The organism is Limimaricola soesokkakensis (assembly GCF_900172345.1).
GTDB classification, from domain to species: Bacteria; Pseudomonadota; Alphaproteobacteria; order Rhodobacterales; family Rhodobacteraceae; genus Limimaricola; species Limimaricola soesokkakensis.
The window spans coordinates 358,700-384,720 of sequence record NZ_FWFY01000003.1; the positions used below are offsets into that span (position 1 = coordinate 358,700).

Here is a 26,021-nt window from a genome sequence, read left to right on the forward strand (position 1 = left end):
GGAGAAGACGAGGTGACGAACATGCGCAAGGGGCCAGACGCCTTTCATTCCCTGCACCGGCACGGCTTTGTCCGTGTCGCCACCGCGACGCCGCGTGTGCGGCCTGCCGACGTGTCGTTCAACCGTGACGCGGTGATCGCCGAGGCGCGGCGCGCGCATGATGCCAAGGCCGATCTCGTGGTGTTCCCCGAGCTTTGCGTCTCCTCCTACGCGATCGACGACCTGCACATGCAGACCGCGCTTCTCGACGCGGTCGAGGCGGCGGTGACGCGCATCACCGAGGCCTGCGCCAAGCTCGCGCCGGTGTGGCTGATCGGCGCGCCGCTGCGCCACGAGGGGCGGCTTTACAACTGCGCCGTGGTGATCTCGCGCGGGCGCATTCTCGGCGTGGTGCCCAAGAGCTTTCTGCCGAATTACCGCGAGTTCTACGAAAAGCGCTGGTTCGCCGAGGGGCGCGGCGTCACGGGCCGCGCGATGCGGCTCGGGGGAGAGGAGGTGCCCTTCGGCACCGACCTGATCTTCGAGGCCGAGGATCTGCCCGGCCTGATCTTCCACACAGAGATCTGCGAGGATTTCTGGGCCCCCGTGCCGCCGTCGAGCCAAGCGGCCACCGAGGGCGCGCTGATCCTCACCAACCTCTCTGCCTCCAATATCGTCATCGGCAAGTCCGACGATCGCCACGTGCTATGCCGCAGCCACGGCATGCGCAGCTTCGCGGCCTATGCCTATTCCGCCGCCGGCCCCGGCGAGAGCACCACCGATCTGAGTTGGGACGGGCAGGGCGCGGTCTACGAGATGGGCGACCTGTTGGCGCAGTCGGGCCGCTTCGACGTGGAGCCCGAGCTGTGCATGGCCGATGTCGACACGCAGCGGCTTCTGAACGAGCGGATCCGTACCGGCACCTTCAACGATGCGGGCAAGGGGCAGGCCCCGGCCTTCCGGCGCATCCGCTTCGCGCATCGGCCGCATTTCGAGGATGCCGGGCTGATTCGGCCGATCCGTCGCTACCCTTACGTGCCGAACCGCGAGAGCCATCTCGATCTCGACTGCTACGAGGCCTTCAACATCCAAGTCGAAGGGCTGCGCCGCCGGATGGAATCGATCGGCAACCCGAAGCTGGTGATCGGCATTTCCGGCGGGCTCGACAGCACCCACGCGCTGATCGTCGCGGCCAAGGCTTGTGACCGGATGGGTCTGCCGCGCGACACGATCCTCGGCTACACCATGCCAGGCTTCGCGACCGGCGACGCCACCAAGTCGAATGCGTGGAAGCTGATGCGCGCGATGGGCGTGCAGGCGGCCGAGATCGACATCCGGCCCGCCGCGCGACAGATGCTGAAGGACATGGATCACCCCTTTTCGGGCGGCGATCCGGTCTATGACATCACCTTCGAGAACGTGCAGGCGGGGCTCCGGACCGATTACCTGTTCCGGCTCGCCAATCAGAATGGCGGCATCGTCGTCGGGACGGGGGATCTGAGCGAGCTGGCGCTGGGCTGGTGCACCTATGGCGTCGGCGACCAGATGAGCCATTACAACGTCAATTCCGGCGTGCCCAAGACGCTGATCCAGTATCTGATACGCTGGTCGATCCAGTCCGGGCAGTTCGACGAGGCCGCCACCATCGACGTGCTGCAGGCGATCCTGAATACGGAGATATCGCCCGAGCTGGTACCGCAATCCGAAGAAGAAGAGCTGCAATCGACCGAGGACCGGATCGGGCCCTACGCGCTGCACGACTTCTTCCTGTTCCACACCATGCGCTACGGGCTGCCGCCTTCGAAGGTGGCCTTCCTCGCATGGCACGCCTGGCACGATGCCGAGAAGGGGCTCTGGCCGATCGGCTTCCCGCAGGAAAAGCGCCGCGCCTACGACCTCGCGGAGATCCGCAAGTGGCTGGAGGTTTTCGTCTCCCGCTTCTTCGGCTTCGCGCAGTTCAAGCGCTCGGCCATGCCGAACGGGCCCAAGGTCTCGGCTGGCGGCTCGCTGTCGCCGCGCGGCGACTGGCGCGCGCCGTCGGATGCGAGCGCGGCGGTCTGGCTCGAGGAGCTTCGCGAAAACGTGCCCGAAGGCTGATCTTTCCCGTCCCGCCCGGATGCGCTAGTGAGGGTCGCCCGGAATGGTCCGGGCACCGGTCGCAGCCTACCCGGTCAAAACAAGGACGGATCTGATGAAAACCTATGTAATCTGCTCTGGCGGGCTCGATAGCGTGTCGCTCGCCCACAAGGTCGCCGCCGAGAACGAACTGGCCGGCCTCATCTCCTTCGACTACGGCCAGCGCCACTCGAAAGAGCTGGACTTCGCCCGCGCCGCCGCCGAGCGGCTCGGCGTGCCGTTCCACCTGATCGACATGCGTTCGATCGGCGCGCATCTGTCGGGCTCGGCGCTCACCGACGATGTCGAGGTGCCCGACGGGCATTATGCCGAGGACACCATGAAGACGACCGTGGTTCCGAACCGCAACGCCATCATGCTGACCGTGGCCTTCGGCTTAGCTGCGGCGCAGAAGGCGGATGCGGTGGCCACCGCCGTGCATGGCGGCGATCACTTCATCTACCCGGACTGCCGCCCGGCCTTCACCGAGGCCTTCGATGCGATGCAGCGCCAAGCACTCGACGGCTACGCCGATGTCCGGCTCTACACCCCCTTCGTGCACGAGCCCAAAAGCGCCATCGTGACCGAGGGTGCGAAGCACGGCACGCCCTTCGCCGAGACCTGGTCCTGCTACAAGGGCGGCGACCTGCATTGCGGCCGCTGCGGCACCTGCGTCGAGCGACGCGAGGCGTTCCACCTCGCGGGCGTCGCTGACCCGACCGAATATGCCGATCCGGATTTCTGGGTCGAAGCCGTCGCGCGGGGGGCGAAGTGATGTATACGATCACCAAGGAATTCCACTTCTCCGCCAGCCACCAGCTCTGCGGCCTGCCGGGCGATCATCCCTGCGCGCGGCTGCACGGGCACAACTACATCGCCGAGGTGGAGCTGCAGTCCGAGGAGCTCGACGAGAACGGCTTCGTGCTCGACTACCGGGCGCTCGACCCGCTCAAGCGCTGGATCGACGACCATCTCGACCACCGCCATCTCAACGAGGTGTTCGGCCATGACGGCGTGACCTCCGAGGTGCTGGCCTGGGCGATCTACGACTGGGCCGCCGCGCGCTGGGATCAGGTCAGCGCGGTGCGGGTGTCGGAGACGCCGAAGACCTGGGCCGAGTACCGGCCCCAGCCTGGACGGCGCGCGGCATGACCACGCTGCGCGTCTCCGAAATCTTCGGGCCGACGATCCAGGGCGAGGGTGCGCTGATCGGCCAGGCCACGGTCTTCGTGCGGCTGGGCGGCTGCGACTACCGCTGCTCGTGGTGCGACAGTCTGCATGCGGTCGAGAGCGAATACCGCCACACATGGGCGGCGATGGAAACCGGTGCGGTCTGGGACCGCATTGTCGAGCTGTCCGGCGGGCGACCCCTGACGGTCACCATCTCGGGCGGCAACCCGGCGATCCAGGATTGCGGCCCGCTGATCGAGCGGGGGCGCGCCCTGGGCTACCGCTTCGCGCTGGAGACCCAAGGCTCGGTGGCGCGCGACTGGTTTTCGCGGCTGGAGCCGCTGGTCCTGTCGCCCAAGCCGCCGTCCTCGGGCGAGACGCCGGACTGGGCGCGCTTCGACGAGTGCCTCGCGGCAGCGGGCGACGCCGAGGCGATCCTGAAGATCGTGGTTTTCGACGAGACGGATTACCTCTGGGCCCGCGACGTGGCTTCGCGCTACCCGCAGCTGCCGGTCTACCTCCAGCCCGGCAACCACACGCCGCCGCCGCCCGAGGCCGAGGACGCCGAGATCGACATGGACGGCATCACCGACCGCATGGACTGGCTGGTGAGCCGGACGCTGGCCGATGGCTGGTTCGAGGCGCGCGTGCTTCCGCAGCTGCACGTGCTGATCTGGGGCAACAAGCGCGGCGTCTGAAACTCAGGCGGCGCGCAACACGCGCCGCGCCAGAACGAAGCCCGACAGGAAGGCGGCCTCGGCAAAGAGCTTCGCGCCTTCCTCGAACACCGTCATCACGTCGGTATAAAGAGGTCTTTGCGCCTCGGCCACGTCGAGCCAGTCGAGCCATTCGTCGCGGTTCGAGATCGCGTCGAGCCCGACTTGCAGCGCTAAAAGCGCGAAGCCGAAGCCAAGCCACGGGAGCAGCTCGCGAAACCGGCGCAGTTCCGAGCGGCATAGCCACAGCACCGCGAGCCCGACCAGCCCGTAGAACGCGATGATCAGGTCGTCGAGCCGGTCGGTCAGCGCCGTCGACTTGGCCCCCGCAAGCGTGTGGATCAGCTTGTCGAGATTCTCGTGGATCTGCGCCAGATCGTCGAGCGCGAGAAAGGCGAAGCCCGCGCCGATGGCAATCCAGACGGCGCGCGGATCGCGCAGGAGCGGACGGGCGCGGTCGCGCCGAACCTTGCCGATCGCGAAGCTCGTCCACGAGATCAGGCCCAGGAGCAGCACCGAGCCATAGGTGACGATCCCGCTCTCGCGGAACTGCCAATCGAGTTGGTCGCGCCACAGCCCCAGTGCCACCGCGACGAGCAGCAGCACCGCGACACTTGCGAAGATGCCGGAAACAGGGAGACGCCCGGGGAGGGGGCTGGAATACGCGTATGTCATGGTGCCGTCACATAGCGATTGCGCGACATCGCGCAATGCACAGGTCTCGGTGCGATTTCTTCGACTTGCGACGTTGACCGGAGCGCGGGGCGCGCTCTCATTGTCGTGACCTTGGCGCGAGCGCCGCTGACCCGGACCCTGCATGCCCCGCGAGACCCGCGCCCGACCCACCTTTCTCTCCGGCCCGTCGCGGCTCGCGCTTCTGTCGTTCCTCCTGCTCGCCGCCTGCGAGGGGCGGCAATCGGCGCTGGTGCCGGGCGGCGAGGACGCGCGCATCCTGGGCGACCTGTTCTGGGTCATGCTCGCGGGCGCGGTGGTGTTGTGGTTCGGGATGAACGGGCTGTTCTACTGGGCCACCCGGCGCAGCCCGGCGGCGCATTCGCAGCGGATTGCCAATTGGCTGGTGATCCTAGGTGGCATCGCTTTCCCGACCGTGACGCTGAGCGCGCTGCTGGTCTATGGGCTGAGCATCATGCCCGACCTGCGCGCCACCGGCGACGGGCCGGTGATCCGGGTGACCGGCGAGCAGTGGTGGTGGCGCGTCGAATACGAGCGCGAGGATGGCAGCACCGTCACCACCGCCAACGAGATCCGGCTGCCTGCGGGGGTCCGCTCGACCTTCCTGCTCGACAGCAAGGAGGTGATCCATTCCTTCTGGGTGCCGTCCCTGGGCGGCAAGATGGACATGTTTCCCGGTCGGGTGAACGAGATGACGCTCGGCCCCGAACGCCCCGGCATCTATCGCGGCCAATGCGCCGAGTTCTGCGGCGAAAGCCACGCCTGGATGGCCTTCGAGGCCGAGGTGATGGAACCCGACGCTTTCGAGGCGTGGCTCGAGGCCGAGGCCGCCCCGGCAGTGACGCCCGCGAGCGCCGAGGCGGCCCGGGGTGCGGCGCTGTTCCTGTCGCAGGGCTGCGGCGCCTGCCACGCGGTGCGCGGCACGCCCGCCGTGGGGCGGGTGGGGCCGGATCTCACCCATGTTGGCTCGCGCCATTCGCTCGCCGCCGGGCGCCTCGGCACCAGCACCGAGGATTTCGCCAAGTGGGTCGCCAATCCGGGCGCCTGGAAGCCCGGCGCCGAAATGCCCGCCTATGACCACCTTACGGGCGAACAGATCGACGCGATCGCCGCCTATCTCGAGGGCCTCGAATGACCGACCGAAGCATTCCCGCGGGCGACCTCGCGCCACGGGGCATCTATCCCCCGACCGAGAAGATGCTGAACGAGCCGGTGCCGCGCGAGGTCCGCGAGCGGCAGGAAGAGAATCTGCGTCGCGCCTGGAAGACGCCCGAGGGCTGGCGCTACTGGACCGCCGTCAACAACTCCGAGGTCGGCGTCTGGTACACCATGACCGCCTTCGTGTTCATGCTGATCGCGGGCGTCATGGCGCTGCTGATGCGGTTGCAGCTCTGGGTGCCGGAGAACGACCTGATCTCGGCCGACATGTTCAATCAGCTCTTCACCATGCACGGCTCGGCGATGATGTTCCTCTTCGCGGTGCCGATGTTCGAGGCGATCTCGATCCTGATCCTGCCCGCATTCTTGGGCGCGCGCGACATGCCGTTCCCGCGGCTCTCGGCCTATGGCTACTGGGCCTTCCTGATCGGCGGGATCTTCGTGATCGGCTCGATCCTGTTCTCGGCGGCCCCCAAGGCGGGCTGGTTCATGTATCCGCCGCTGGCCACCATCGAGCTTGGCATCGGCTCCGACATCTGGCTTCTGGGTCTCAGCTTTATCGAGGTGGCCTCGATCGCGGCGGCCGTCGAGCTGATCGTCGGCGCGCTGAAATGCCGCCCCCCCGGCATGCGCGTCAACGTCATGCCGCTCTACGCGTGGTACGTGCTGGTGGTGGGCGGCATGATCCTCTTCGCCTTTCCGCCGCTGATCGCGGGCGATTTCCTGTTCGAGCTGGAGCGCTCGTTCGACTGGCCCTTCTTCGATCACACGCGCGGCGGCGACCCGATGCTGTGGCAGCACCTGTTCTGGATCTTCGGCCATCCGGAGGTCTACATCATCTTCCTGCCTTCGATCGCCATCGCCGCGATGATCGTGCCCACGGTCGCACGGCGCCCGATCCTCGGCTATTCCTGGATCGTGCTCTCGGCGGTGGGGACAGGGTTCCTGAGCTTCGGGCTCTGGGTGCACCACATGTTCACCACCGGCCTGCCCAACATGTCGCTGGGGTTCTTCTCGGCGGCCTCCGAGGCGGTGGTGATCCCGACCGGCATTCAGCTCTTTGCCTTCGTCGCGACGCTGATCGCCGGCAAGGTGGTCATGACGCTGCCGATGCTCTGGATCGCGGGCGCTCTGGCGATCTTCACGGCGGGTGGCCTGACCGGCGTCATGGTCGCGATCGCGCCCTTCGACTGGCAGGTGCACGACACCTATTTCATCGTGGCGCACCTGCATTACACGCTGTTCGGCGGCATGGTGTTCCCGGTGATCGCGGGGGTCTATTACTTCTTCCCGTTCTTCCGGAAGAAGATGCTGTCCGAGCGGCTGGGCCGCTGGTCCTTCTGGCTGATCTTCACCGGTTTCAACATCACCTTCCTGCCGATGCACCTCACCGGCCTCTTGGGCATGCCGCGCCGGGTCTACACCTACCCCGAGGGCTTGGGCATCGACTGGCTCAACCAGATATCGACCGTGGGCTCGTTCATCGTCGCCGCCGGTTTCGCGGTCTTCGCCTGGGACATCGTGCGCCCCAAGAAGGACCAGCCGCAGATCGAGCGCAATCCGTGGGGCGCCGGCACGCTGGAATGGAGCCACGAGATCCCCGAGACAAAATGGGGCGTCCGCTCGATCCCGCACATCACCTCGCGCTACCCGCTCTGGGACCAGCCCAAGCTGGTCGAGCGCATGGATCAGGGGCGCTACTACCTGCCCGATGCCGAGGAGGGGCTGCGCGAGACCATCGTGACCAGCGTGATCGACGCGCGGCCGATCCAGGTGCAGCGGGTGACCGGCCCGGCCTATATCACCATCTGGGCGGCGGCTTTCACCGGCGGCGCCTTCATCCTGCCGACCTTCCACATCTATGGCCCGGCCATCGTCTCGGCGGCTTTCGCGGTGGTCTGCATTCTCTACTGGCTCTGGACCTCGACCGCGCGGCCGCCGGAAAAGGACATGAAGGATGTCGGCCTCGGCCTCAGCCTGCCGACCTACGCCGCCGGGCCGCAGGCGGTGGGCTGGTGGGCGGTCTGGATCACCATGCTGGGCGATGCCACCGCCTTCGCGTCGCTGGTCTTCGGGGTGTTCTTCTACTGGACCTCGAACACCGCCTTCCCGCCGCCGGGGGCCGAGCATGCGAACGGCTATCTCGTCGCGCTCTCCACCGCCGCCTTCGCCGCTGCCTGGGCGCTGACGCGCGGCGCGCGCGGGTTGAACCGGGCCGGCCGGGTCGGGTTGGCGCGCGGGGCGCTGGCGCTGGCGCCGCTCCTGACGCTGGCCGGGATGGGCGGCTTCATCCTGTCGGTCATGGATCTCGACCCGGCCAGCCATGTCTATCCGGCGATGATGTGGGCGCTGATGGTCTGGGTGGTGGCGCATGGCATCGTTGGCACCATCATGCAGCTCTATTGCCTCGCGGGCAGCCTCTTCGGCAAGCTGACCCCGCGCTATGACGCGGATCTGTGGAACGTCACGTTGTTTTGGCACTTCCTGGGGCTGACGGCGCTGGTGACCGGCGCGATGATGGGTATCGTGCCCCGGCTGATGTGAGGGAGGGCCGCATGGAGCGCAGCGATCAAGACCGGCCCTCGCATCCGCGCGAGGACGAGCACGAATTCGCGGAAGAGCGCGAGAGCCTGTGGCGGATCACGCTCGGGCCGACGATCTGGGCCTTCCATTTCCTGATCAGCTACGCGGCGGTCTCGGTCTACTGCTTCAAGTTCGAGCGCATGTTCTCGATGGGCGTACTGCGCATCGCCCTGATCGCGATGACCGTCGCGATGCTCGCCGCGATCGCCTGGATCGGCTGGCGCGCCTTCCTGCGCTGGGACGTGCGCGACACCGGCGAATTCTCGAACCCCGAGGGCAGCGCCGAGGATCGGCACCAGTTCCTCGGCCATGCAGGGTTCCTGCTGGCGCTGGTGTCGTTCATCGGCGTGGTCTACGACACGCTGCCCCTGATCATCCTCGGAACCTGCCGGTGAGGCCCGGCGCGATCAGGCCGGTGCCGATGATCCTCGGGCTCGGGCTTCTGGCCGCGGTCTGGGTCGCGCCGCTCGAGATGTGGCTCGGGTCCTCCTTCGCGGGGCACATGCTGCGGCACATGACCATCGTGGCGCTCGCCGCGCCGCTTCTGGTGCTGGGCTGGCCCGCTCTGGGCCGGGCCCTGGCACTGGGCCCGCTGATCGCCGCGGCGCTCGAATTCGCGGTGGTCTGGGCTTGGCACCTGCCGCGCGCCCACGCGCTGGCCTATCGCTCCGAGGCGGGTTTCGCCGCCGAGCAGGCCAGCTTCCTGCTGGCGGGGCTGCTGGTCTGGGCCGGCTGCCTGCGGGCCGGGCATCCGCTTGCCGGGGCCGGGGGGCTCCTGCTCACATCGATGCACATGACGCTGCTGGGCGCGCTGTTGATCCTCGCGCCCCGCGATCTCTATTCCGCCTGGTGCGGGCTGATGCCCGATCTGGGCGGCCAGCAGCTTGGCGGCATGCTGATGCTCGGGATCGGCACGCCGGTCTATCTCGTGGCGGGGCTGGCGCTCACCGCCCGGGCCGTGAAGGAAAGGGAGGCCGCGGCATGAAGCAGCGGACCAGGACGGTTCTCGTCACGCTCGCCGTGCTGGCGGGGCTGGGCGCGGCGGCGGGCGGCGCCACCATCGCCTTCGGGCTCTACAACGTGTCGGCGCGCGCGGGCCACCTGCCGCCGACCTACTGGGCGCTGCACACCACCTATCGCAACGCCGTCGATCTCTATTCCGGCCACCCCGAGACGCCGGCCCCCGATCTCGACGACCCGGCGCTGATCGAGCTTGGCGCGCGGCATTTCGAGACCGCCTGCGCCATGTGTCATGCCGTGCCCGGGCGCGACCGCACCGCCACCATCCTCGGCATGAACCCGGTGCCGCCGCACATCACCGAGGCGGTGGGAAGCTGGAGCCCCGAAGAGCTGCACTGGATCCTCTACGAGGGGGTGAAGATGTCGGGCATGCCGCAATGGCCCTCGCAGCGCGGCGACGACGTCTGGGCCGGGGTCGCCTACCTGCGCGCGATCCAGCGCGGCGAGGTGACGCCCGAGCGGCAGGCCGAGCTGACCGCGCTAGCCGAGAACGGTGGCCCCGAGGGTGCGGCGTGGTGCGCAAGCTGCCATGGCGGCGTCGCGCGCCACGTGCCGCGGCTCGACATCTTCGAGGCCGATTACATCGAGGCCGCGCTCTTGGCCTATCGCGAGGGGCGGCGCGAAAGCGGGATTATGCGGCACGCGGCCTCGGAACTGTCCCCCGACCAGCTGCGCGCGCTTGCCGAATGGTTCGCGGAGGCGGAGGTGCCCCGGGACGAACCGGGCGAGGCCCCGGCGCATGACCCCGAAACGCTGGCGCTGGGCGAGCGGCTGGCACGGGCGGGCTCCGACGACGTGCCCACCTGCACCGCCTGCCACGGGCCGGGGCCGCGCGACCTCGAAGGGCTGGGCGGCGAGGCGCTGCAGGGGGATTTCCCGCCGCTCGCCGGGCAGGACGAGGCCTATCTGGTCACCCAGCTCCGGCTGTGGCGCGACGGGGTGCGCGGCGGCACCGAGGCCTACAACCTGATGCGGGTCGCGGCGCAGGATCTGGAAGAGGCGGATATCGAGGCGCTGGCCGCTTGGTATGCCTCGCTCGAGCCAGGGCGCGGCGGCACGGTCGAGGCACCGGACGACGCGTCCGCGCCGGGCGATCATGACGGGCCGGGGCCGAACCCGCTGCGCCGGCCCGCCGATCACTGACCGCCACTTTCATGTTGCAAGCGCCTGACATTTTGGTGTGTTGCGCCGATATCGCCGCGCAGGCACTACCCTGTGATCGAAGCCGGGCGATGCGATCCGGCGCCATCGACGGGAGGAGCACCATGAAGCGGATGATGACAGGGATCATTGGGGCGCTGATCCTCGCGGGCGGCGCGGCCCGGGCGCAGGAGGGCGATGCGCTGCTCGAAATGAGCTGGGAGGAGATCGTCGAGACGGCGCGCGGCGGTGAGGTCAACGTCTTCATGTGGGGCGGGGCCGACAACATCAACGCCTATGTCTCCGACTATATCGGTGGCCGTCTCGAAGAGGAGTACGACATCACGCTCAACCGCGTGCCGCTCACCGACACCGCCGAGGCGGTGAACATCGTGCTGGGCGAGGTCGAGGCGGGCGCGACGACGGGCGCGGTCGACATGATCTGGATCAACGGCGAGAATTTCCGCACGATGAAGCAGGGCGACCTCGCCTGGTGCGGCTATGTCGACAAGCTGCCCAACGCGGAGCTGGTGAATTTCGACAACCCCGCCATCGCCAATGATTTCGGCACGCCGGTCGAGGGCTGCGAGGTGCCGTGGAGCCGGGTGCAGTTCGCCTTTGCACATGACACTGCCCGCACATCCGAGCCGCCGCGCTCGATCTCCGAGCTTCTGGCATGGGTTGAGGCCAATCCGGGCCGGTTCACCTATCCCGCGCCGCCCGATTTCACCGGCGCCGCCTTCGTGCGCCACGTCTTCACCCATGTCGCGGGCGGGCCGGATGCGCTGCTCGGGCCGTTCGATCAAGCGAAGTTCGACGCGGTGGCCGAGGAAACCTGGGAGATCCTGAACGGGATCGAGCCGCATCTGTGGCGCGAGGGCGTGACCTACCCGACCTCGATCACGCAGCTGCAACAGATGTTCGCCAACCAGGAGGTGGACCTGTTCTTCACCTACGACCCGGCCGAGGTCGGCACGGCGGTGGTCAACGGGATCTTCCCCGAGACAGCGCGCTCCTACGGGTTGAGCGACGGCACGCTGGCCAACACCAACTACATGGTGATCCCGGTCAACGCCGCGAACAAGGCGGCCGCCATGGTGACCCAGAACCTGTTGCTCTCGGCCGAGGCGCAGCTCGAAAAGGCGCAGCCGGAGGTCTGGGGCGCGGCCACGGTGATCGAGCCCGACCGCGCCCCGGACGAGGTGCAGGCGGGCTTCGAGGCGCTTGAGCGGCACCCCTCGGTGGTCTCGATCGAGGAGCTGGGGCAGGCAGCGTTGCCGGAGCTTCAGGCCGACTGGACCTCGGCGATCGAGGATGGCTGGATTCGCAACGTCGGCAATTGAGATGATCGGGCGCGGGCATCCATGGCTGTCGCTCGCGCCCGCGCTCGGCGTGATCGCGGTGCTGTTCGGAGGCGGCCTCGCGCTGGGGCTCGCGGGCTCCTTCGGCATGGGTCGCGGCGGCGCCAGCGGTGACGCATGGATCGCGGTGCTGTCCGAGGGCCGGGTCTGGCGTTCGCTCGGCCTGTCGCTCTGGATCGCCTTCGCCTCGACCGCGCTTTCCTGCCTGATCGGCCTCGGCGCGGCGCTGCTGCTGCGGCGCCGGTTTCCGGGGCAGGGGCTGGCGCGGCTGCTATTCCAGATCAACCTCACCATCCCGCACGCGGTGGGTGCGCTGGGCATCCTGTGGCTCCTGTCGCAATCGGGCTTCGTCGCGCGGCTCTCGGCGGGCGCCGGGCTGATCGACGGTCCCGCAGGCTTTCCCGCGCTGACGCAGGACCGCTTCGCCATCGGCATCATCGCCCATTACGTCTGGAAGGAGGTGCCCTTCATCGGGCTGATCCTCCTCGCGAACATGCAAAGCTTGGGCGACGACCCCGAAAGCGCCGCGCGCTCGCTCGGGGCTTCGCCCTTCGCGGCGATGCGGCTGGTGCTGCTGCCGCTGCTGATGCCGGCGCTGATCCGCGCCGGCGCCATCGTCTTCGCCTTCTCCTTCGGCGCTTGGGAGGTGCCCGTGCTTCTGGGGCAGAGCGCGCCCACGGCGTTGCCGGTGCTGGCCTGGCAGCGCTTCACCGACCCCGATCTTGCGGCAAGACCCGAGGCGATGGCGTTGGCGATGCTGATCGCACTGGTCTCGGCGGTGCTGATCCGCGCCGCCTTCGCGGGGCGGAACCGATGAGCCCGCGGCTGCGCATCCTGCTGGGGCTGGTGCTGATCGCGGCACTCATCGCGCCGCTCTTGCCGCTGGCGCTGTGGTCGGTGGCGCGCGGCTGGTTCTTTCCGCAGATCCTGCCCGCCAACTGGACCATCGAGCCCTGGATGCAGGCCTTCGCGCCGCGCTCGGAGATCCCCAGCGCGCTTGCCACCACGACGCTGATCGCCCTTGCCGCCGCAGCGCTGGCGCTGGCGCTCGGCATTCCGGCGGGCCGGGCGCTCGGGCTCTACCGGTTTCGCGGCAAGGCGCTGGTCGAGTTGGCGCTGCTGGCTCCGGTGATCGTGCCGGGCATCGCGGTGGGTCTGGGTATCCACGGCGTGTTCCTGAGGCTCGGGCTGACCAACTCGGTGCCGGGCGTCGTGCTGGTGCATCTGGTGCCGACGCTGCCCTACGTGATCTTCGTGATGTCGGGCGTTTTCGCCAATTACGACGCCGAGGCCGAGGCGCAGGCGCGCAGCTTGGGCGCGCGGCCGTTGCAGGTGCTGTGGCACGTGATGCTGCCCGCCATCGCGCCCGGTATCGTCGTGGCCGGGCTCTTCGCCTTCCTCGTGTCGTGGTCGCAATACATCCTGACGCTGACCATCGGCGGCGGCCGGGTGGTGACGCTGCCCTTGCTGCTCTATGCGCAGGCGGGCGCGGGGCGCAACGATCAGGCCGGGGTGCTGGCGATGCTGAGCCTCGGCCCGGGCCTCGTGATCCTTGCCCTCGTGGCGCGGCAGCTGACGGGGCGCGGCATGGCCATCGGAGGGACGCGGTGACGCGACTGACGCTCAACGACCTGCATCTGCGCCATCCGGGCGCGGAGCGCCCGGCGCTCGACGCGCTCTCGCTCGAGGTGGGGAACGGCGAGATGCTGGCCCTGCTCGGCCCCTCGGGCTGCGGCAAGACCACGGCGCTGCGCGTCGTCGCCGGTCTGATCGCGCCGGATGCGGGCGAGGTCCGCTTCGACGGGGTCTCGGTCGGGCATCTGCCGCCCGAGCGGCGCGAGGCGGTGCTGGTGTTCCAGTCGGGGCAGCTCTTCGCGCATATGGACGTGGCCGCCAATGTCGGCTTCGGCCTCAGGATGCAGCGACGCCCGAAGCGAGAGATCGCTCGGCGCGTGGCCGAGGGGCTGGAACAGGTCCAGCTCGGCGATCTCGGCCATCGCCGCCCGCACGAGCTGTCGGGCGGGCAGCGGCAGCGGGTGGCGCTGGCCCGCGCGCTGGTCCTCAAGCCCGGCCTGCTGCTGCTCGACGAGCCGCTGTCGTCGCTCGACGCGCATCTGCGCACCGAGATGCGGGCGCTGATCCGGCGGCTGCAGCGCGAGACCGGAATCACCACGCTGGTCGTCACCCATGATCAGGAGGAGGCGGCGGTGCTGGGCGACCGGGTCGCCTTGATGCTGGGTGGCCGCATCCACCAGATCGGTGCGGGGGCGACGCTGTGGAACCGGCCCGCCGATCTCGAGGTGGCGCGGTTCTTTGGCGGCTGCAACTTCATCCCCGGCCGTTCCTCGGGCGGCGCGTTCGATTGCGCGCTGGGGCAGCTGGCGCTGCCCCATGCCGCGCCCGCGGGGGCGGGCTGCCTGACGCTGCGCCCCGAGGCAATCGAGACCGGCGAGGGCGAGAACGCGGTGACCCTGCGGGTGATCGAAACCCGCTTCGAGGGGCTGCTCACCCGGATTACCGCCGAGGTCGCGGGGCTCAGGCTCGAGGCGCTGATGCGGGCGGGCGCCGCGCGCGGCGCCACGCCGGGGCAGGACATCCGCTGGCGGCTCCCGCGCGAGGCGCTGTGGGTGCTGCCCGGCGTCTGAGCCTTCCCGCGCGGGACAGACACATTGCCGCACGACCAAGTGAGAGCCGGGCTGGTGACGCCCCGGGCGGCGGCTGATAGCCTCGCCGGACCAAAGGAGTTTTTTTCCATGTTCTCAGCCGAGATGATCCTCGACGCGACGCTTCTCCCCGCGATGATGATCGCGCTGACGGCGGGGCTCCTGTCCTTCCTCAGCCCCTGCGTGCTGCCGATCGTTCCGCCCTATCTGGCCTATATGGGCGGGGTGTCGGTGACCGATCTCGCCGCTCCCGCGCGCGAGCGGCGCCGGGTGATGACGGCGGCGCTGTTCTTCGTGCTGGGGCTGTCGACGGTCTTCCTGCTGCTGGGGGTCGCATTCTCGGCGCTGGGACGCATGTTCCTGCAGTTCCAGGACTGGTTCAACATCATTGCCGGCATCACCATCATGGTCTTCGGCGCGCATTTCACCGGCGTGATCCGCATTCCCTTCCTCGACCGCGAGGCGCGGATCTCGGGCGGCGACAGGGGCGGCTCGGCCTTCGGCGCCTATGTGCTTGGGCTCGCCTTCGCCTTTGGCTGGACGCCCTGCCTCGGCCCGATCCTCGGCACCATCCTCGGGCTGGCCGCGACCGAGGCCGAGGTGACGCGCGGCGCGGCGCTGCTCGCGGTCTATGCCGCCGGGCTGGGCATCCCGTTCCTTCTGGTTGCGGCATTCTTTCCCAAGCTGACCGGCGCGATGTCGTGGATGAAGCGGCACATGGGGCGGATCGAGCGGACCTCGGGGCTGCTGCTATGGACCGTCGGCCTGATGATGCTCACCGGCCAGTTCTCCGATTTCAGCTTCTGGCTGCTCGAGACCTTTCCGGCGCTTGCGGCGCTCGGCTGAGGCCCGGTTTCGGCCTTATGGCCGCCGGTTTCCTCGTCTAGTCTGGCACCATGACGGGAGGGGCCATGGACGGATCGAGACCGGGACGGGTGCGCAGGCGGCGGGTTTTCTACATCCCCGGCTTCGACCCGATCCACCCGCGCCGCTACCGCGAACTCTATCGCCGCGAAGCCGCCGCGCAGGCGGCTGTCTCGGGCTTCGACCTGACCCTGTCGCCGGCGACCGGTCGCCGCTTCGGCTGGAATGTCGAGGCCCGGATCGAGGGCTCCGAGCAGCGCGCCGAGTTCGAAGTGCTGGTCTGGTCGGACATCGTGCGCGAGCAGATGCAAGGCGGCGTTGCCGCGACCTATGCGCAGCTTCTCCGGACCGCATGGACCTACATAGCGAGCGGCGCGCTGCCGCGCCTGATGCGGCTCCGCAAGGGGCCTGTGATCGCCGCGCTCTATCCGGTGGTCATGCTGCTTTTGCAGCTTGGCCTCGCGCTCGGGCTCGGGACGGTGATCGGCCGTCTCGCGGAGCGGCTCGTGACCGCCTCGGGGACGCCGTCGGCGCTCGTCTTCTGGCCCGTGCTGGTCCTGACGGCCTGGGGCGCGCTGCACTGGTTTCGTCGGAACGACCGCCGGTTCTTCGCCTATTACCTGATGCATGATTACGCCTTCGCCGCCCGCTGGCGCGGCGCCAATCCGGAAGCGCTCGAGAGGCGTCTGGCGCAGTTCGCCGATCGGATCGCGGCGGCGCTGCGCGAGGATGTCGACGAAGTTCTCGTGGTTGGGCATTCCTCGGGCGCGCATCTCGCCGTCTCGGTGCTGTCGGACCTGATCCGCGCGGGCCGGGTGCCCGCAGGCGGCCCGGCACTGGGGTTCTTGTCGCTGGGGCAGGTGGTGCCGATGATGTCCTTCCTGCCAGAGGCGCGCCGCCTGCGCGCCGATCTCGCCTATCTCTCGACCCGCGATGAGCTGACATGGCTCGACGTGACCGCCCCGGGCGACGGCTGCGCCTTCGCGCTGTGCGACCCGGTGGCGGTGTCGGGGGTGGCCCCCGAGGGGCAACGCTGGCCACTGGTGGTCTCTGCGGCCTTCACCCGGACGCTGAGCCCGGCCCTCTGGCGCGAGTTGCGCTGGCGCTTCTTCCGGCTGCATTTCCAGTATCTCTGCGCCTTCGATCGTCCCGGCGATTACGACTATTTCCGTGTCACCGCCGGACCGCTGACGCTGGCGGCGCGCTTCGCAGAGCGTGCGCCGTCGCGCCAGGCGATCCGTAGGCCGCTCTCGCCCCATGTGACCACCGCCGCATGAACCCGCTGCCGCCCAAGCCCGTGCCCCGCGCGCCGCGCGTGTCGCTCTGGCGGCACCTGAAGCTGTTTCGTGCCGATATCCTCTCGGCCCAGCCGGCCCGGCTCTACCGCGCCTGGATGGCGGAGTTTCGCACCCCGTTCTTCCGGTCGGTTCTGATCAACGATCCGGCGCTGCTGCGGCTGGTGCTGAAGGAGCGGCCGCGCGATTTCCCGAAATCAGAACGGATCGGCGCGGGTCTGCGACCGTTGCTCGGCGCTTCGGTGTTTCTCACCAATGGCGCGACATGGGAACGACAGCGGCGGATTATCGATCCGGCCTTCGAGGGCGGTCGGCTGAAGGAGAGCTTTGGCGCCATGCAGGCGGCAGGTACGGCAGCAGTGGCGCGGATGGCACCTTTGGCCGACGGGCGTGCGGTCGAGATCGAGGAACAGGCAAGCCATGCCGCCGCAGACGTGATCTTTCGCACGCTGTTCTCGCTGCCGATCGAGCACGAGACGGCCCGGGCCACCTACCAGTCCTTCCACGCGCATCAGCGCAGCCAGCCCTTGCTGAATCTGGCCGCTTTCGTGAAGGGGCCTGCCTGGATGCCGCGGCTGCATTCGCGCGAAACCCGGGCCACCGCGCAGCGCATCAGGGCGCTGATCGCCGGGCTGGTCGAGATGAGGGCGGCGGAAATCACGGCAGGCACGGCACCGCGCGATCTCGCGACCAAGATCATGACCACGCCGGATCCTGAAACCGGCGCGCGTTTCTCGCGCGAAGAGATGGTCGACCAGGTGGCGATCTTCTTCCTGGCGGGGCACGAAACCAGCGCGGCCAGCCTGGCCTGGACGCTCTACCTGCTCGCCACGCATCCCCGGATTCAAGACCGCGCTGCCGCCGAGGCACGAGGTTTTTCCGGTGCGTTCTCCGGGCTTTCCGGATTGCAGCTCATACGAGACTGCACGCGAGAAGCGCTGCGCCTTTACCCGCCGGTGCCGATGATGGTGCGCGAGACTCTCAGGCCCGAGCGCTTCCGGGACCGATCACTGCGGCGAGGCACGCAGGTGGTGCTGTCGCCTTGGCACCTGCATCGGCACGAGCGGTTCTGGGAAAACCCGAATCATTTCGATCCGGATCGCTGGGGCCGGGCCGAGACGAAGGAAAGCATGCGCTGTGCCTACATGCCTTTCAGTGCGGGGCCGCGGGTCTGCCCCGGTGCGGGCTTCGCGATGGCCGAAGCGGCCGTGCTGTTGGCGGCGCTGCTGTCGCGCTACCGCTTCGAGGCGGTCGAGGGCGATGCGCCCGTGCCGGTGGCGCATCTGACGGTGCGCTCCAGGGGTGGTATCCGGTTGCGGGTGACGGAACGCGGCTAGCCGGAACCTTTGCAGGTTCCGGACCGAATTCTGCAAAGAATTCGGATCACAAGACCCGCCGGATCGGGTCGCGATTGCAGAAGATCACGAATTGGCCCGAATTCTCGACCACCGAAAAGCCGCGCCGGCGCATCTCCGAAGGGAACGCTTCGCGCCCGACATAGCGCTCCACGTCCCGGATCTTGCGACGCAATACGCCACCTTGCACGGCGCTTCTGGCGCTGAACATGTGGGTGAGCCAGGCTTCCGGCGACAGAGGGGCAGGGGCGCGACGCATTCCTGCATCTCGGCACGAAATGCCTAACGATCCATGACCCGGCGCAGCACGAAGACCCGGATTGCCGAAGCGAGGCCGACATCGCCGCGCGCTTCGTCGATTTCGGCCGCAAGGCCGTTGATCGTGCGCTGCTCGCGGGCGGCGATGTCGCGGAAGGCGCGCCAGAAGGCGTCTTCCAGCGACACGCTGGTACGGTGTCCCCTGAGCGTCAGCGATCGCTTGACGGGTCGGCCGTCACTCATCGTCGCGGCGATGCCCGTCGAGCCGCTTCGCCGCCGCCTCGGCCTCGGCCGCGTCGCGAGTCTTTTCGGCCTTGCTGCGGCCGAACTTCGCGGCGTTGGCGTCGGCGCGGGCCTTCTTCTCGGCCCGCGCCTTTTGCTTCCTGAACTGGTTCAGGTTCACCGGCTTCATTTCGGGCCGATCATCTCCTCGGGACGCACCACGCGGTCGAAGGTCTCGGCATCGACGAAGCCGAGATTGATCGCCTCTTCCTTGAGGGTGGTGCCATTCTTGTGCGCGGTCTTGGCGACCGTGGTGGCGTTGTCGTAGCCGATGGTCGGCGCCAGCGCGGTCACCAGCATCAGGCTTTCGCGCATCAGCTTGCCGATCCGCTCCTCGTTGGCCTCGATGCCCGCGACGCAGTTGTCGGTGAAGGCCACCGACGCGTCGCCCAAGAGCTGCATAGACTGCAGCACGTTGTAGGCGATCATCGGCTTGTAGACGTTGAGCTCGAAATGGCCCTGCGAGCCGGCGAAGCCCACGGCGGCATCGTTGCCCATCACATGGGCGCAAACCTGCGTCAGTGCCTCGCACTGGGTCGGGTTGACCTTGCCGGGCATGATCGAGGAGCCGGGCTCGTTCTCGGGCAGCATCAGCTCTCCGAGGCCGCAGCGCGGGCCGGAGCCGAGCAGGCGGATGTCGTTGGCGATCTTGAACAGCGAGCCCGCGACCACGCGCAGCGCGCCCGACATCTCGACCATCGCGTCATGCGCGGCCAGCGCCTCGAACTTGTTCGGCGCGGTGACGAAGGGCAGGCCGGTGATCTTCGCCATGTTCTCGGCCACGGTCTCGCCCCAGCCCTGCGGCGTGTTGAGCCCGGTGCCGACGGCGGTGCCGCCCTGCGCCAGCTCGTAGATCGCCGGCAGCGCCGCCTTGACGCGGCGGATGCCCATCGCGACCTGATGCGCGTAGCCGCCGAACTCCTGGCCCAGCGTCAGCGGCGTCGCGTCCATGGTATGGGTGCGGCCGATCTTGATGATGTCCTTGAACGCCTCGGCCTTCGCCGCCAGCTCGGCGTGCAGCTTCTCCAGACCCGGCAGCGTCACGTCGCGCGCGGTGGTGGCGACGGCGATGTGCATCGCGGTGGGGAAGGTGTCGTTCGAGGACTGGCCCATGTTGACATGGTCGTTGGGATGCACCGGATCCTTAGAGCCGATCTCGCCGCCCAGGATCTCGATGGCGCGGTTCGAGATCACCTCGTTGGCGTTCATGTTGGACTGGGTGCCCGAGCCGGTCTGCCAGACCACCAGCGGGAAATGATCATCGAGCTTGCCGGCCACCACCTCGGCGGCCGCCTGAATCATCGCATCGGCGAGGCGGGCGTCGAGCTTGCCGCGGGCCTTGTTGGCTTCGGCGCAGGCCTGCTTGATCACGCCCAGAGCGCGCACGATCGCCACGGGCTGCTTTTCCCAGCCAATCGGGAAGTTCAGGATCGAGCGCTGGGTCTGCGCGCCCCAGTAGCGGTCCGCGCGGACCTCGAGCGGGCCGAAGCTGTCGGATTCGGTGCGGGTGGGGCTGGTCTGGCTCATCGCGATCTCCCTGGTATGCCGTCGCATGCCATCTACCGCGTGGGCCGCCTCCGGGGCAATTGCCAAATCGCCGCCGGCCAGATGCTCAGGACTTGCGGAAGCTGTCGAGACTGACGACCTGCGCGGCGCCTTTCTTCGGCGCCTCGTCATCATCCTCTGGCTCGGCCATCTCCTGCATCGGCGCCTCCTCGTCGGCGTCCTCCTCGTCATCGTCCTGGTTCTCGAAGCGCAGGCCGAACTCGACCGAGGGGTCGACGAAGGTGCGGATCGCGTCGAAGGGGATGTAAAGCGGTTCGGGGCTGTCGCCGAAATTGAGCGTGACCGAGAATCCCTCGTCGGTGACGGTGAGATTGTCGAACCAGTGCTGGATCACGATGGTCATTTCGCCCGGGTAGCGGTCCGAAAGCCAGTCCGCGATCTCCACGTCGGGATGCATGGTATCGAAGGTGATGAAGAAGTGGTGCTTTCCGGGCAGGCCTTCCGCGGCCACCCGCGTCAGCACCTGTTGGATCAGCCCGCGCATCGCCCGATGCATGAGGTTTCCGTAGTCGATCGAGCGGTTGGCAGGCCGGGTCACGTCGCGTCATCCTTTCGCAGTCCGGGCAAGCATAAGGGATTCGAGGCCGGATGAAAGGGGGCAAGGGGTCAGGGCGGGTCGGCACGGCCCATCACCCGCACCAGTTCCCGGCGCAGCTTCATCCGGATCGCCTCGGGATATTCGCGATGCCCGCGCGCGGTGAGCACAAAGCCGTCGCGGGTCGCGACGCGGCTGCGGTAGAAACCGGTGATCGCGAGGCCGAGGCTTTCGATGGCAAGCCCGTTGATCGTCACCCCCATCGCCTCGGCCCGGCGCTGCGGCCCGCCAACATCGCCGCCGTCATTTGGGGTGCCGTCGCCAGAGACGTCGATCACCCTACGATGGCAATCGGGGGCGCGCTCCATCAGATGCAGCGCCGCCGACAGCGCCTCGGCCGGGGCGGTGCCGCCCATCACGAAGGCGCGCGGCGTGGCGCGGATCTCGGCGGCAAGCCGCGACAGCGCCGCATGGTCGGGCGGTTGGCGCCAATCGCTGGTGACGCGCTGCTGTGACGAGTCCGACCATTGCAGCACCGCCAGCGCAACTTGGCCCGTGAGCACCGCCTCGATCACCACCGGATCTTCGAGCGCGTCGGCCAGCCCATCGACCTGCAGCCGGTATTCGGCCTCGTCCACCGAATTGGACACATCCATCGCGAGCAGCAGCGCGGTGTCGCAGGCTCGCGCCGAGGCAGGCCAGGACAAGCAGGCGAGGGCGAGAGCAAGAAGCGGAAGCCGGGCCATGACCCATGCTGCACCGGGCGATGCGGGCCGGGCAAGTCGCTTGGCGGCAGACCAATGAAATGAGCGGGAAAAGTGCAGGCTTCTGTTGCCAGGTGCCTGCGAACCCCGCCTTACGCTGCTAGGCGCAAGGACTTAAGTTTCGGCAACCCGGACTGCTTAAGCAGCCAGAGCCATAGCCGGAGCACGGTTGTCGTTGGCAACTGTACAATTTTGGACCGATATCGGTGGTACCTCACCGAGACAAAGCCACCTCTTTACACGTTCGTCGATCCTGTTTCGGCCCCATCTGCCCCCAACGAGGGATGTTTGGTGGAGCCGCCGGGTACCGCCCCCGGGTCCGATCCGCTTATTACAGGCGCGTTTATGTCCATAGTCCCCGAAGGAACATGGCGAATATAGGGGGGCGGGCCCGGCTTGAAAAGGGGGCCGCGCGCGAAAGCGCGGCCCCATCCCGGATCAGAAGCCGGACTTGATCATCTCGAAGGTCTCGGCGTGCTGCTCGCGCAGCGCGTTCGAGATCGGCAGCTGCGCCAGCACCGGCACCTCGATCTGCTCGAGCCCCGAGGCAGTCAGCGTCGCCTCGTCGATCTCGCCCAGCGCCGCGGCGTTGGCCGAACCGAAGCCCGCCTCCAGAAGCGGCATCGCCGCCTCGGGGGCCAGCATCGCGTTGACGTAGTCATAGGCGAGATCCTCGTCGCCCGGCGCGTCCTTCATGTTGACATAGCCGCACAGCCATAGCGACGAGCCCTCCGCGGTCTCGCGCTGGAAGCCGATCGGGCGGCCTTCCTCGACCATGGTCGGATAGGTCTCGTTCCAGGCCCAGCTCACCAGCACCTCGCCGGTGGCCATCAGCTGGCTCAGCTCGGCCGGGTCGGTCCAGTAGGTGCGCAGGTTCGGATGCACCTCGCGCAGCCAGTTCGAGGCGGCCTCGAACTCGGCCTCGCCGGCCTCGGTCCAGTCCGTGGTGCCGGTGGCCAGATAGGCCAGCGCATAGGCGTCGTCGACATTGTCGGGCAGCGCCATGCGGCCCGCGTATTTCGGGTTCTTGAAGACCTCGAGCGAGGCCACGTCCTCCTCGACGACCTCGTCGGGATTGTAGGCGATGGCGGTGGAGCCGAAATCGGTCGGGATGAAATAGACCTCTTCGGTTTCGCCGCCGACCTGCTGGCCAGTCAGGTTCTGGTCGAGCGTGTCCCAGGCCTCGATGCGCGACGTGTCCCAAGGCTCGATCAGCCCGCTCTCGGTCCATTTGGTGACCGATCCCGCGCAGATATGGGTGATGTCGGCCTGGAAACCGGCGCGCAGCTTCTGGAACGCCTCCTCCTCGTCGCCGAAGAAGGAATAGGTCGGCTCGCCATGCGCTTCGCCATAGGCGGGGTGGAAGGACGGCTCCTCGAAGCCCGGATAGTCGAGGATGGTGAGGCTGCCGTCCTGCGCGGCGGCGGCGGTGGCGAGGGCGGCGAGGGACGCGGCTCCGAGAAGGCGAGATAGGATCATGCAATCGCTCCAGTTGGTTGCGCGGCTCCCGCGCATCTGCCGAAGCCTAGAAGCGGCCCCTCGCCGCATCAAGAGCGTTGCGTGCCCCGGTGATTGCGCCGTGCCGCGCGACATGCATTCATGCCCGCGACGACAATGCGGCCCGAGGGAGGATTCCGATGTTCAAGGCGCTTTTGGTCGAGAAGGACGAGGCGGGCGCGACCCATGCCTCGGTGCAGGAGCTCGATGACGCCCGCCTGCCGGAAGGCGACGTGACCGTCGCGGTCGAATATTCCACGCTCAACTACAAGGACGGGCTGTGCATCGGCCCGGGCGGCGGGCTGGTGCGCAATTACCCGCATGTGCCGGGCGTCGATTTCGCCGGTACGGTCGAGGCCTCGGACGATGCCAGCTACAAGCCCGGCGACAAGGTGATCCTGACCGGCTGGCGCGTCGGAGAGGCGCATTGGGGCGGCTACGCCACCCGGGCCCGGGTCAAGGCGGACTGGCTGGTGCCGCTGCCCGAGGGGCTGTCGACCCGCGACGCGATGGCGGTGGGCACGGCCGGTCTCACCGCGATGCTCGCGGTGATGGCGCTCGAGGCCCACGGGTTGAAGACCGGGCAGGGGCCGGTGCTGGTCACCGGGGCGGCCGGCGGCGTCGGCTCGGTCGCCACCGCGATCCTCGCCTCTCTCGGCCACGAGGTCGCCGCGGTAACGGGCCGGCCGGAAACCGAGGATTACCTGCGCGATCTCGGTGCCGCCTCGATCGTGCCGCGCGCCGAGTTGAACGAGACCACCAAGAAACCGCTCGAGAGCGAACGCTGGGCGGGCTGCATCGACGCGGTCGGCGGGGCGATGCTGGCGCGGGTGCTGGGCCAGATGAACCACGGCGCCTCGGTGGCGGCGGTGGGTCTCGCGGGCGGCGCCGACCTGCCGGCCAAGGTGATCCCGTTCCTGCTGCGCGGCGTGAACCTGCTCGGGATCGACAGCGTCATGCAGCCCTATGAGAACCGCGTCGCCGCCTGGGAGCGGATCGCCCGCGAGTTGCCGATGGAAAAGCTGCGCGCGATGATCCGGCCGGCGCGGCTGGGCGATCTGCCCGAGCTGGGCGCGGAGATCCTCAAGGGCCAGGTGCGCGGCCGGGTCGTGGTCGACGTCGCCGGCTGAGACGTGGTGCCGACACGCATCGGTTGACCCCGTGACGCGTGGCGTCACGGGGTCGCATTCCGTGATATGATGTGACAGATGCACGTTTTCTTGACCTCGGCCCCCCGGGCCTAGGTCTTCGTGTGACATCAAGCATGGGGGTGACGATGACGACGCCGGACACCGATCCAGACGCCGCCGAAACGACGCGGCTTATTGACGAGACCGACTACGAGGTCGGTCAGGACAATATCCAGACGCAGATCGGGCCTTTCGGGCTCGACATCCACAACCCGGTCTTCCTGATCGCGGGTCTTGGCATCGTGGCCTTCGTGCTGGGCACGCTGATGGTGCCCGAGGCCGCGACCGCGCTGTTCGAGAGCGTGCGCGACTGGCTTACCGCGAACTTCTCGTGGTTCTTCATCCTCGGCGGCAACATCTTCGTGCTGTTCGGCCTTATGCTGATCGTGACGCCGCTGGGCTCGGTCCGGCTGGGCGGCGCGGCGGCGCGGCCCGATTACGGCTATGCGGGCTGGTTCGCGATGCTCTTCGCCGCCGGCATGGGCATCGGTCTAATGTTCTACGGCGTCTCCGAGCCGCTGTCGCATTTCTCCACCTCCTTCGCCGCCGGCGCGGGCAGCCCCGAAAGCTGGGCGCCGCTGTCCGGCGCCGAGGGCGATGCAGAGGCGGCGCGGCGGCTGGGCATGGCGGCGACCATCTACCATTGGGGCCTGCACCCCTGGGCAATGTATGCCGTGGTGGCGCTGGCGCTGGGCCTGTTCAGCTACAATCAGGGCCTGCCGCTCACCATCCGCTCGGCCTTCTACCCGATCTTCGGTGAACGCGTCTGGGGCTGGACCGGCCACATCATCGACATTGTCGCGGTCTTCGCCACGCTGTTCGGCCTTGCCACCTCGCTGGGCTTCGGCGCGGAGCAGGCGATCGCGGGGATGGATTTCCTCTTCGGCACCGGTGACACCGCCGAGAACACCCGCTCGGTGTTCGGGCTGAGCTACAACAACCCGCTGCTGAACCCCGAGGGCGAAGAGATCGGCCGCACCGGCGCCGGGCTCAAGATCCTGCTGATCCTCGGCATCACCGCCATCGCCACCGTCTCGGTCATGGCCGGTCTCGACGGCGGCGTGAAGCGCGCCTCCGAGATCAACATGGTGCTGGCCTTCCTGCTCTTGCTGTTCGTGCTCTTGGTCGGCCCGACCGGCACCATCATCAGCACCTTCTTCGCCTCGCTCTGGGCCTATGTCACCAACTTCCCGGCGCTGAGCCAGCCCTTCGGGCGCGAGGACGCCAACTTCTCGCAGGGCTGGACCGCCTTCTACTGGGCCTGGTGGATCTCCTGGTCGCCCTTCGTCGGCATGTTCATCGCCCGTGTCAGCCGTGGCCGCACCGTGCGCGAATTCATGATCGCCGTGCTGCTGGTGCCCTCGATGGTATGCATCCTGTGGATGAGCGTTTTCGGCGGTACCGCGATCACCCAAGTGGTGGTGGACGGCTTCCAGGGCGCGGCCGAGGCTGCGCTGCCGGTGCAGCTGTTCGAGATGCTGAGCCAGCTGCCGCTCGCCACGATCACCTCGTTGATCGGTATCATCCTGGTGATCGTGTTCTTCGTGACGTCGTCGGATTCGGGATCGCTCGTGATCGACACCATCACCTCCGGCGGCAAGGTCGATGGGCCGCTGCCGCAGCGGGTGTTCTGGTGCGTCTTCGAGGGGCTCGTGGCGATCGCCCTGCTCCTCGGCGGTGGCCTCGCGGCGTTGCAGGCGATGGCGGTGGCCACCGGCTTCCCCTTTGCGTTCCTGCTCCTGATGATGTGCGTGGCGATCTTCATCGCGCTCAAGAACGAGCGCAAGAACCCGACGCCGTGACGAGAAACGGAGCGG

Annotated in this window: 26 protein-coding genes and 1 other RNA gene; 18 read left to right on the top strand and 9 right to left on the bottom strand. The window is 68.1% G+C overall.

Annotated features, from left to right (window positions below; genetic code table 11):
- Positions 1-21 precede the first annotated feature (21 nt).
- The 4 genes from LOS8367_RS07115 (at position 22) to queE (ending at position 3,962) form a co-directional block, all read left to right on the top strand.
- The gene (locus LOS8367_RS07115) at positions 22-2,076 is read left to right on the top strand and encodes an NAD(+) synthase (RefSeq protein ID WP_085895783.1); all 2,055 of its coding nucleotides are present in this window, start codon (positions 22-24) and stop codon (positions 2,074-2,076) included.
- Between the two features lie 94 nt (positions 2,077-2,170).
- Positions 2,171-2,869 carry a 7-cyano-7-deazaguanine synthase QueC gene (gene queC / locus LOS8367_RS07120; RefSeq protein ID WP_085895784.1) on the top strand — a complete coding sequence of 233 codons (699 nt, stop codon included), beginning with the start codon at positions 2,171-2,173 and terminating at the stop codon, positions 2,867-2,869.
- Positions 2,869-3,246, top strand: coding sequence for a 6-pyruvoyl trahydropterin synthase family protein (locus LOS8367_RS07125; protein WP_085895785.1), 378 nt, complete (start codon positions 2,869-2,871; stop codon positions 3,244-3,246). Before queC ends, LOS8367_RS07125 begins: the two co-directional genes overlap by 1 nt.
- Positions 3,243-3,962 (top strand): 7-carboxy-7-deazaguanine synthase QueE, encoded by a 720-nt coding sequence (gene queE, locus LOS8367_RS07130; protein ID WP_085895786.1) that lies wholly within the window; start codon positions 3,243-3,245, stop codon positions 3,960-3,962. Before LOS8367_RS07125 ends, queE begins: the two co-directional genes overlap by 4 nt.
- A gap of 3 nt (positions 3,963-3,965) precedes the next feature.
- Here queE and LOS8367_RS07135 read toward each other — a convergent pair whose 3' ends face one another.
- Complete coding sequence (locus LOS8367_RS07135) at positions 3,966-4,586, bottom strand: DUF8692 domain-containing protein (protein WP_085895787.1); 621 nt, start codon at positions 4,584-4,586, stop codon at positions 3,966-3,968.
- A 211-nt stretch (positions 4,587-4,797) separates the two neighbouring features.
- Between LOS8367_RS07135 and LOS8367_RS07140 the strand changes: the two genes are divergently transcribed.
- From LOS8367_RS07140 to LOS8367_RS07195, 12 genes are all read left to right on the top strand, one after another.
- A complete protein-coding gene (locus tag LOS8367_RS07140; RefSeq protein WP_085895788.1) occupies positions 4,798-5,808 on the top strand; it encodes a cytochrome c oxidase subunit II in 1,011 nt (336 codons plus the stop codon).
- Positions 5,805-8,375: a cytochrome c oxidase subunit I gene (ctaD, locus tag LOS8367_RS07145; protein WP_085895789.1), complete on the top strand. Its 2,571-nt coding sequence runs from the start codon at positions 5,805-5,807 to the stop codon at positions 8,373-8,375. Before LOS8367_RS07140 ends, ctaD begins: the two co-directional genes overlap by 4 nt.
- An 11-nt stretch (positions 8,376-8,386) precedes the next feature.
- Entirely contained in the window at positions 8,387-8,809 is a 423-nt protein-coding gene (locus tag LOS8367_RS07150) for a hypothetical protein (RefSeq protein ID WP_085895790.1), read from the top strand.
- A 26-nt stretch (positions 8,810-8,835) separates the two neighbouring features.
- Complete coding sequence (locus LOS8367_RS07155; RefSeq protein ID WP_085895791.1) at positions 8,836-9,399, top strand: cytochrome c oxidase assembly protein; 564 nt, start codon at positions 8,836-8,838, stop codon at positions 9,397-9,399.
- The gene (locus tag LOS8367_RS07160) at positions 9,396-10,577 is read left to right on the top strand and encodes a c-type cytochrome (protein ID WP_085895792.1); all 1,182 of its coding nucleotides are present in this window, start codon (positions 9,396-9,398) and stop codon (positions 10,575-10,577) included. Before LOS8367_RS07155 ends, LOS8367_RS07160 begins: the two co-directional genes overlap by 4 nt.
- Before the next feature lie 134 nt (positions 10,578-10,711).
- The gene (locus LOS8367_RS07165; RefSeq protein WP_242665526.1) at positions 10,712-11,917 is read left to right on the top strand and encodes an ABC transporter substrate-binding protein; all 1,206 of its coding nucleotides are present in this window, start codon (positions 10,712-10,714) and stop codon (positions 11,915-11,917) included.
- A 1-nt stretch (position 11,918) separates the two neighbouring features.
- Positions 11,919-12,752 carry an ABC transporter permease gene (locus LOS8367_RS07170; RefSeq protein ID WP_085895794.1) on the top strand — a complete coding sequence of 278 codons (834 nt, stop codon included), beginning with the start codon at positions 11,919-11,921 and terminating at the stop codon, positions 12,750-12,752.
- Positions 12,749-13,546, top strand: coding sequence for an ABC transporter permease (locus LOS8367_RS07175; RefSeq protein WP_085895795.1), 798 nt, complete (start codon positions 12,749-12,751; stop codon positions 13,544-13,546). Before LOS8367_RS07170 ends, LOS8367_RS07175 begins: the two co-directional genes overlap by 4 nt.
- Positions 13,543-14,580, top strand: a complete 1,038-nt coding sequence (locus LOS8367_RS07180) for an ABC transporter ATP-binding protein (RefSeq protein WP_085895796.1) — start codon at positions 13,543-13,545, stop codon at positions 14,578-14,580. Before LOS8367_RS07175 ends, LOS8367_RS07180 begins: the two co-directional genes overlap by 4 nt.
- Positions 14,581-14,688: 108 nt before the next feature.
- Positions 14,689-15,444: a cytochrome c biogenesis CcdA family protein gene (locus LOS8367_RS07185; protein WP_085895797.1), complete on the top strand. Its 756-nt coding sequence runs from the start codon at positions 14,689-14,691 to the stop codon at positions 15,442-15,444.
- Between the two features lie 65 nt (positions 15,445-15,509).
- The gene (locus LOS8367_RS07190) at positions 15,510-16,739 is read left to right on the top strand and encodes a hypothetical protein (RefSeq protein WP_085895798.1); all 1,230 of its coding nucleotides are present in this window, start codon (positions 15,510-15,512) and stop codon (positions 16,737-16,739) included.
- The gene (locus tag LOS8367_RS07195; RefSeq protein ID WP_085895799.1) at positions 16,736-18,094 is read left to right on the top strand and encodes a cytochrome P450; all 1,359 of its coding nucleotides are present in this window, start codon (positions 16,736-16,738) and stop codon (positions 18,092-18,094) included. Before LOS8367_RS07190 ends, LOS8367_RS07195 begins: the two co-directional genes overlap by 4 nt.
- Before the next feature lie 46 nt (positions 18,095-18,140).
- Here LOS8367_RS07195 and LOS8367_RS07200 read toward each other — a convergent pair whose 3' ends face one another.
- The 8 genes from LOS8367_RS07200 to LOS8367_RS07235 form a co-directional block, all read right to left on the bottom strand.
- Positions 18,141-18,323, bottom strand: a complete 183-nt coding sequence (locus LOS8367_RS07200; RefSeq protein WP_306456252.1) for an N-(5'-phosphoribosyl)anthranilate isomerase — start codon at positions 18,321-18,323, stop codon at positions 18,141-18,143.
- A 71-nt stretch (positions 18,324-18,394) separates the two neighbouring features.
- On the bottom strand, positions 18,395-18,613 hold the full coding sequence (locus LOS8367_RS07205) for a ribbon-helix-helix domain-containing protein (protein ID WP_085895801.1): 219 nt from the start codon (positions 18,611-18,613) through the stop codon (positions 18,395-18,397).
- Positions 18,606-18,782: a DUF4169 family protein gene (locus tag LOS8367_RS07210; protein WP_085895802.1), complete on the bottom strand. Its 177-nt coding sequence runs from the start codon at positions 18,780-18,782 to the stop codon at positions 18,606-18,608. Before LOS8367_RS07210 ends, LOS8367_RS07205 begins: the two co-directional genes overlap by 8 nt.
- On the bottom strand, positions 18,779-20,179 hold the full coding sequence (gene fumC, locus LOS8367_RS07215; RefSeq protein ID WP_085895803.1) for a class II fumarate hydratase: 1,401 nt from the start codon (positions 20,177-20,179) through the stop codon (positions 18,779-18,781). The genes LOS8367_RS07210 and fumC overlap by 4 nt, the downstream gene beginning before the upstream one ends.
- An 85-nt stretch (positions 20,180-20,264) precedes the next feature.
- Positions 20,265-20,714, bottom strand: coding sequence for an SspB family protein (locus LOS8367_RS07220; RefSeq protein WP_085895906.1), 450 nt, complete (start codon positions 20,712-20,714; stop codon positions 20,265-20,267).
- 110 nt (positions 20,715-20,824) lie between these two features.
- On the bottom strand, positions 20,825-21,499 hold the full coding sequence (locus LOS8367_RS07225) for a DUF1194 domain-containing protein (protein ID WP_085895804.1): 675 nt from the start codon (positions 21,497-21,499) through the stop codon (positions 20,825-20,827).
- Positions 21,500-21,570: 71 nt separating this feature from the next.
- Positions 21,571-21,924, bottom strand: a transfer-messenger RNA (tmRNA) gene (gene ssrA, locus LOS8367_RS07230).
- Between the two features lie 31 nt (positions 21,925-21,955).
- Entirely contained in the window at positions 21,956-22,996 is a 1,041-nt protein-coding gene (locus LOS8367_RS07235; RefSeq protein WP_085895805.1) for an ABC transporter substrate-binding protein, read from the bottom strand.
- Positions 22,997-23,154: 158 nt separating this feature from the next.
- Between LOS8367_RS07235 and acuI the strand changes: the two genes are divergently transcribed.
- Both acuI and LOS8367_RS07245 read left to right on the top strand, forming a co-directional pair.
- Complete coding sequence (gene acuI, locus LOS8367_RS07240; RefSeq protein ID WP_085895806.1) at positions 23,155-24,144, top strand: acryloyl-CoA reductase; 990 nt, start codon at positions 23,155-23,157, stop codon at positions 24,142-24,144.
- Between the two features lie 146 nt (positions 24,145-24,290).
- On the top strand, positions 24,291-26,006 hold the full coding sequence (locus LOS8367_RS07245; protein WP_085895807.1) for a BCCT family transporter: 1,716 nt from the start codon (positions 24,291-24,293) through the stop codon (positions 26,004-26,006).
- Positions 26,007-26,021 lie beyond the last annotated feature (15 nt).

What these genes read in the sequence shown, in the direction of transcription:
- LOS8367_RS07160 (WP_085895792.1), top strand. Translation starts at nt 9,396, where the DNA reads ATGAAGCAGCGGACCAGGACGGTTCTCGTCACGCTCGCCGTGCTGGCG.
- LOS8367_RS07185 (WP_085895797.1), top strand. Translation starts at nt 14,689, where the DNA reads ATGTTCTCAGCCGAGATGATCCTCGACGCGACGCTTCTCCCCGCGATG.
- LOS8367_RS07190 (WP_085895798.1), top strand. Translation starts at nt 15,510, where the DNA reads ATGGACGGATCGAGACCGGGACGGGTGCGCAGGCGGCGGGTTTTCTAC.
- LOS8367_RS07225 (WP_085895804.1), bottom strand. Translation starts at nt 21,499, where the DNA reads ATGGCCCGGCTTCCGCTTCTTGCTCTCGCCCTCGCCTGCTTGTCCTGG.
- fumC (WP_085895803.1), bottom strand. Translation starts at nt 20,179, where the DNA reads ATGAGCCAGACCAGCCCCACCCGCACCGAATCCGACAGCTTCGGCCCG.
- LOS8367_RS07125 (WP_085895785.1), top strand. Translation starts at nt 2,869, where the DNA reads ATGTATACGATCACCAAGGAATTCCACTTCTCCGCCAGCCACCAGCTC.
- LOS8367_RS07245 (WP_085895807.1), top strand. Translation starts at nt 24,291, where the DNA reads ATGACGACGCCGGACACCGATCCAGACGCCGCCGAAACGACGCGGCTT.
- LOS8367_RS07175 (WP_085895795.1), top strand. Translation starts at nt 12,749, where the DNA reads ATGAGCCCGCGGCTGCGCATCCTGCTGGGGCTGGTGCTGATCGCGGCA.
- LOS8367_RS07150 (WP_085895790.1), top strand. Translation starts at nt 8,387, where the DNA reads ATGGAGCGCAGCGATCAAGACCGGCCCTCGCATCCGCGCGAGGACGAG.
- LOS8367_RS07155 (WP_085895791.1), top strand. Translation starts at nt 8,836, where the DNA reads ATGATCCTCGGGCTCGGGCTTCTGGCCGCGGTCTGGGTCGCGCCGCTC.
- LOS8367_RS07220 (WP_085895906.1), bottom strand. Translation starts at nt 20,714, where the DNA reads ATGCATCGGGCGATGCGCGGGCTGATCCAACAGGTGCTGACGCGGGTG.
- LOS8367_RS07170 (WP_085895794.1), top strand. Translation starts at nt 11,919, where the DNA reads ATGATCGGGCGCGGGCATCCATGGCTGTCGCTCGCGCCCGCGCTCGGC.
- LOS8367_RS07200 (WP_306456252.1), bottom strand. Translation starts at nt 18,323, where the DNA reads ATGTTCAGCGCCAGAAGCGCCGTGCAAGGTGGCGTATTGCGTCGCAAG.
- LOS8367_RS07235 (WP_085895805.1), bottom strand. Translation starts at nt 22,996, where the DNA reads ATGATCCTATCTCGCCTTCTCGGAGCCGCGTCCCTCGCCGCCCTCGCC.
- ctaD (WP_085895789.1), top strand. Translation starts at nt 5,805, where the DNA reads ATGACCGACCGAAGCATTCCCGCGGGCGACCTCGCGCCACGGGGCATC.
- LOS8367_RS07205 (WP_085895801.1), bottom strand. Translation starts at nt 18,613, where the DNA reads ATGAGTGACGGCCGACCCGTCAAGCGATCGCTGACGCTCAGGGGACAC.
- LOS8367_RS07115 (WP_085895783.1), top strand. Translation starts at nt 22, where the DNA reads ATGCGCAAGGGGCCAGACGCCTTTCATTCCCTGCACCGGCACGGCTTT.
- queC (WP_085895784.1), top strand. Translation starts at nt 2,171, where the DNA reads ATGAAAACCTATGTAATCTGCTCTGGCGGGCTCGATAGCGTGTCGCTC.
- LOS8367_RS07165 (WP_242665526.1), top strand. Translation starts at nt 10,712, where the DNA reads ATGACAGGGATCATTGGGGCGCTGATCCTCGCGGGCGGCGCGGCCCGG.
- LOS8367_RS07195 (WP_085895799.1), top strand. Translation starts at nt 16,736, where the DNA reads ATGAACCCGCTGCCGCCCAAGCCCGTGCCCCGCGCGCCGCGCGTGTCG.
- LOS8367_RS07140 (WP_085895788.1), top strand. Translation starts at nt 4,798, where the DNA reads ATGCCCCGCGAGACCCGCGCCCGACCCACCTTTCTCTCCGGCCCGTCG.
- acuI (WP_085895806.1), top strand. Translation starts at nt 23,155, where the DNA reads ATGTTCAAGGCGCTTTTGGTCGAGAAGGACGAGGCGGGCGCGACCCAT.
- queE (WP_085895786.1), top strand. Translation starts at nt 3,243, where the DNA reads ATGACCACGCTGCGCGTCTCCGAAATCTTCGGGCCGACGATCCAGGGC.
- LOS8367_RS07210 (WP_085895802.1), bottom strand. Translation starts at nt 18,782, where the DNA reads ATGAAGCCGGTGAACCTGAACCAGTTCAGGAAGCAAAAGGCGCGGGCC.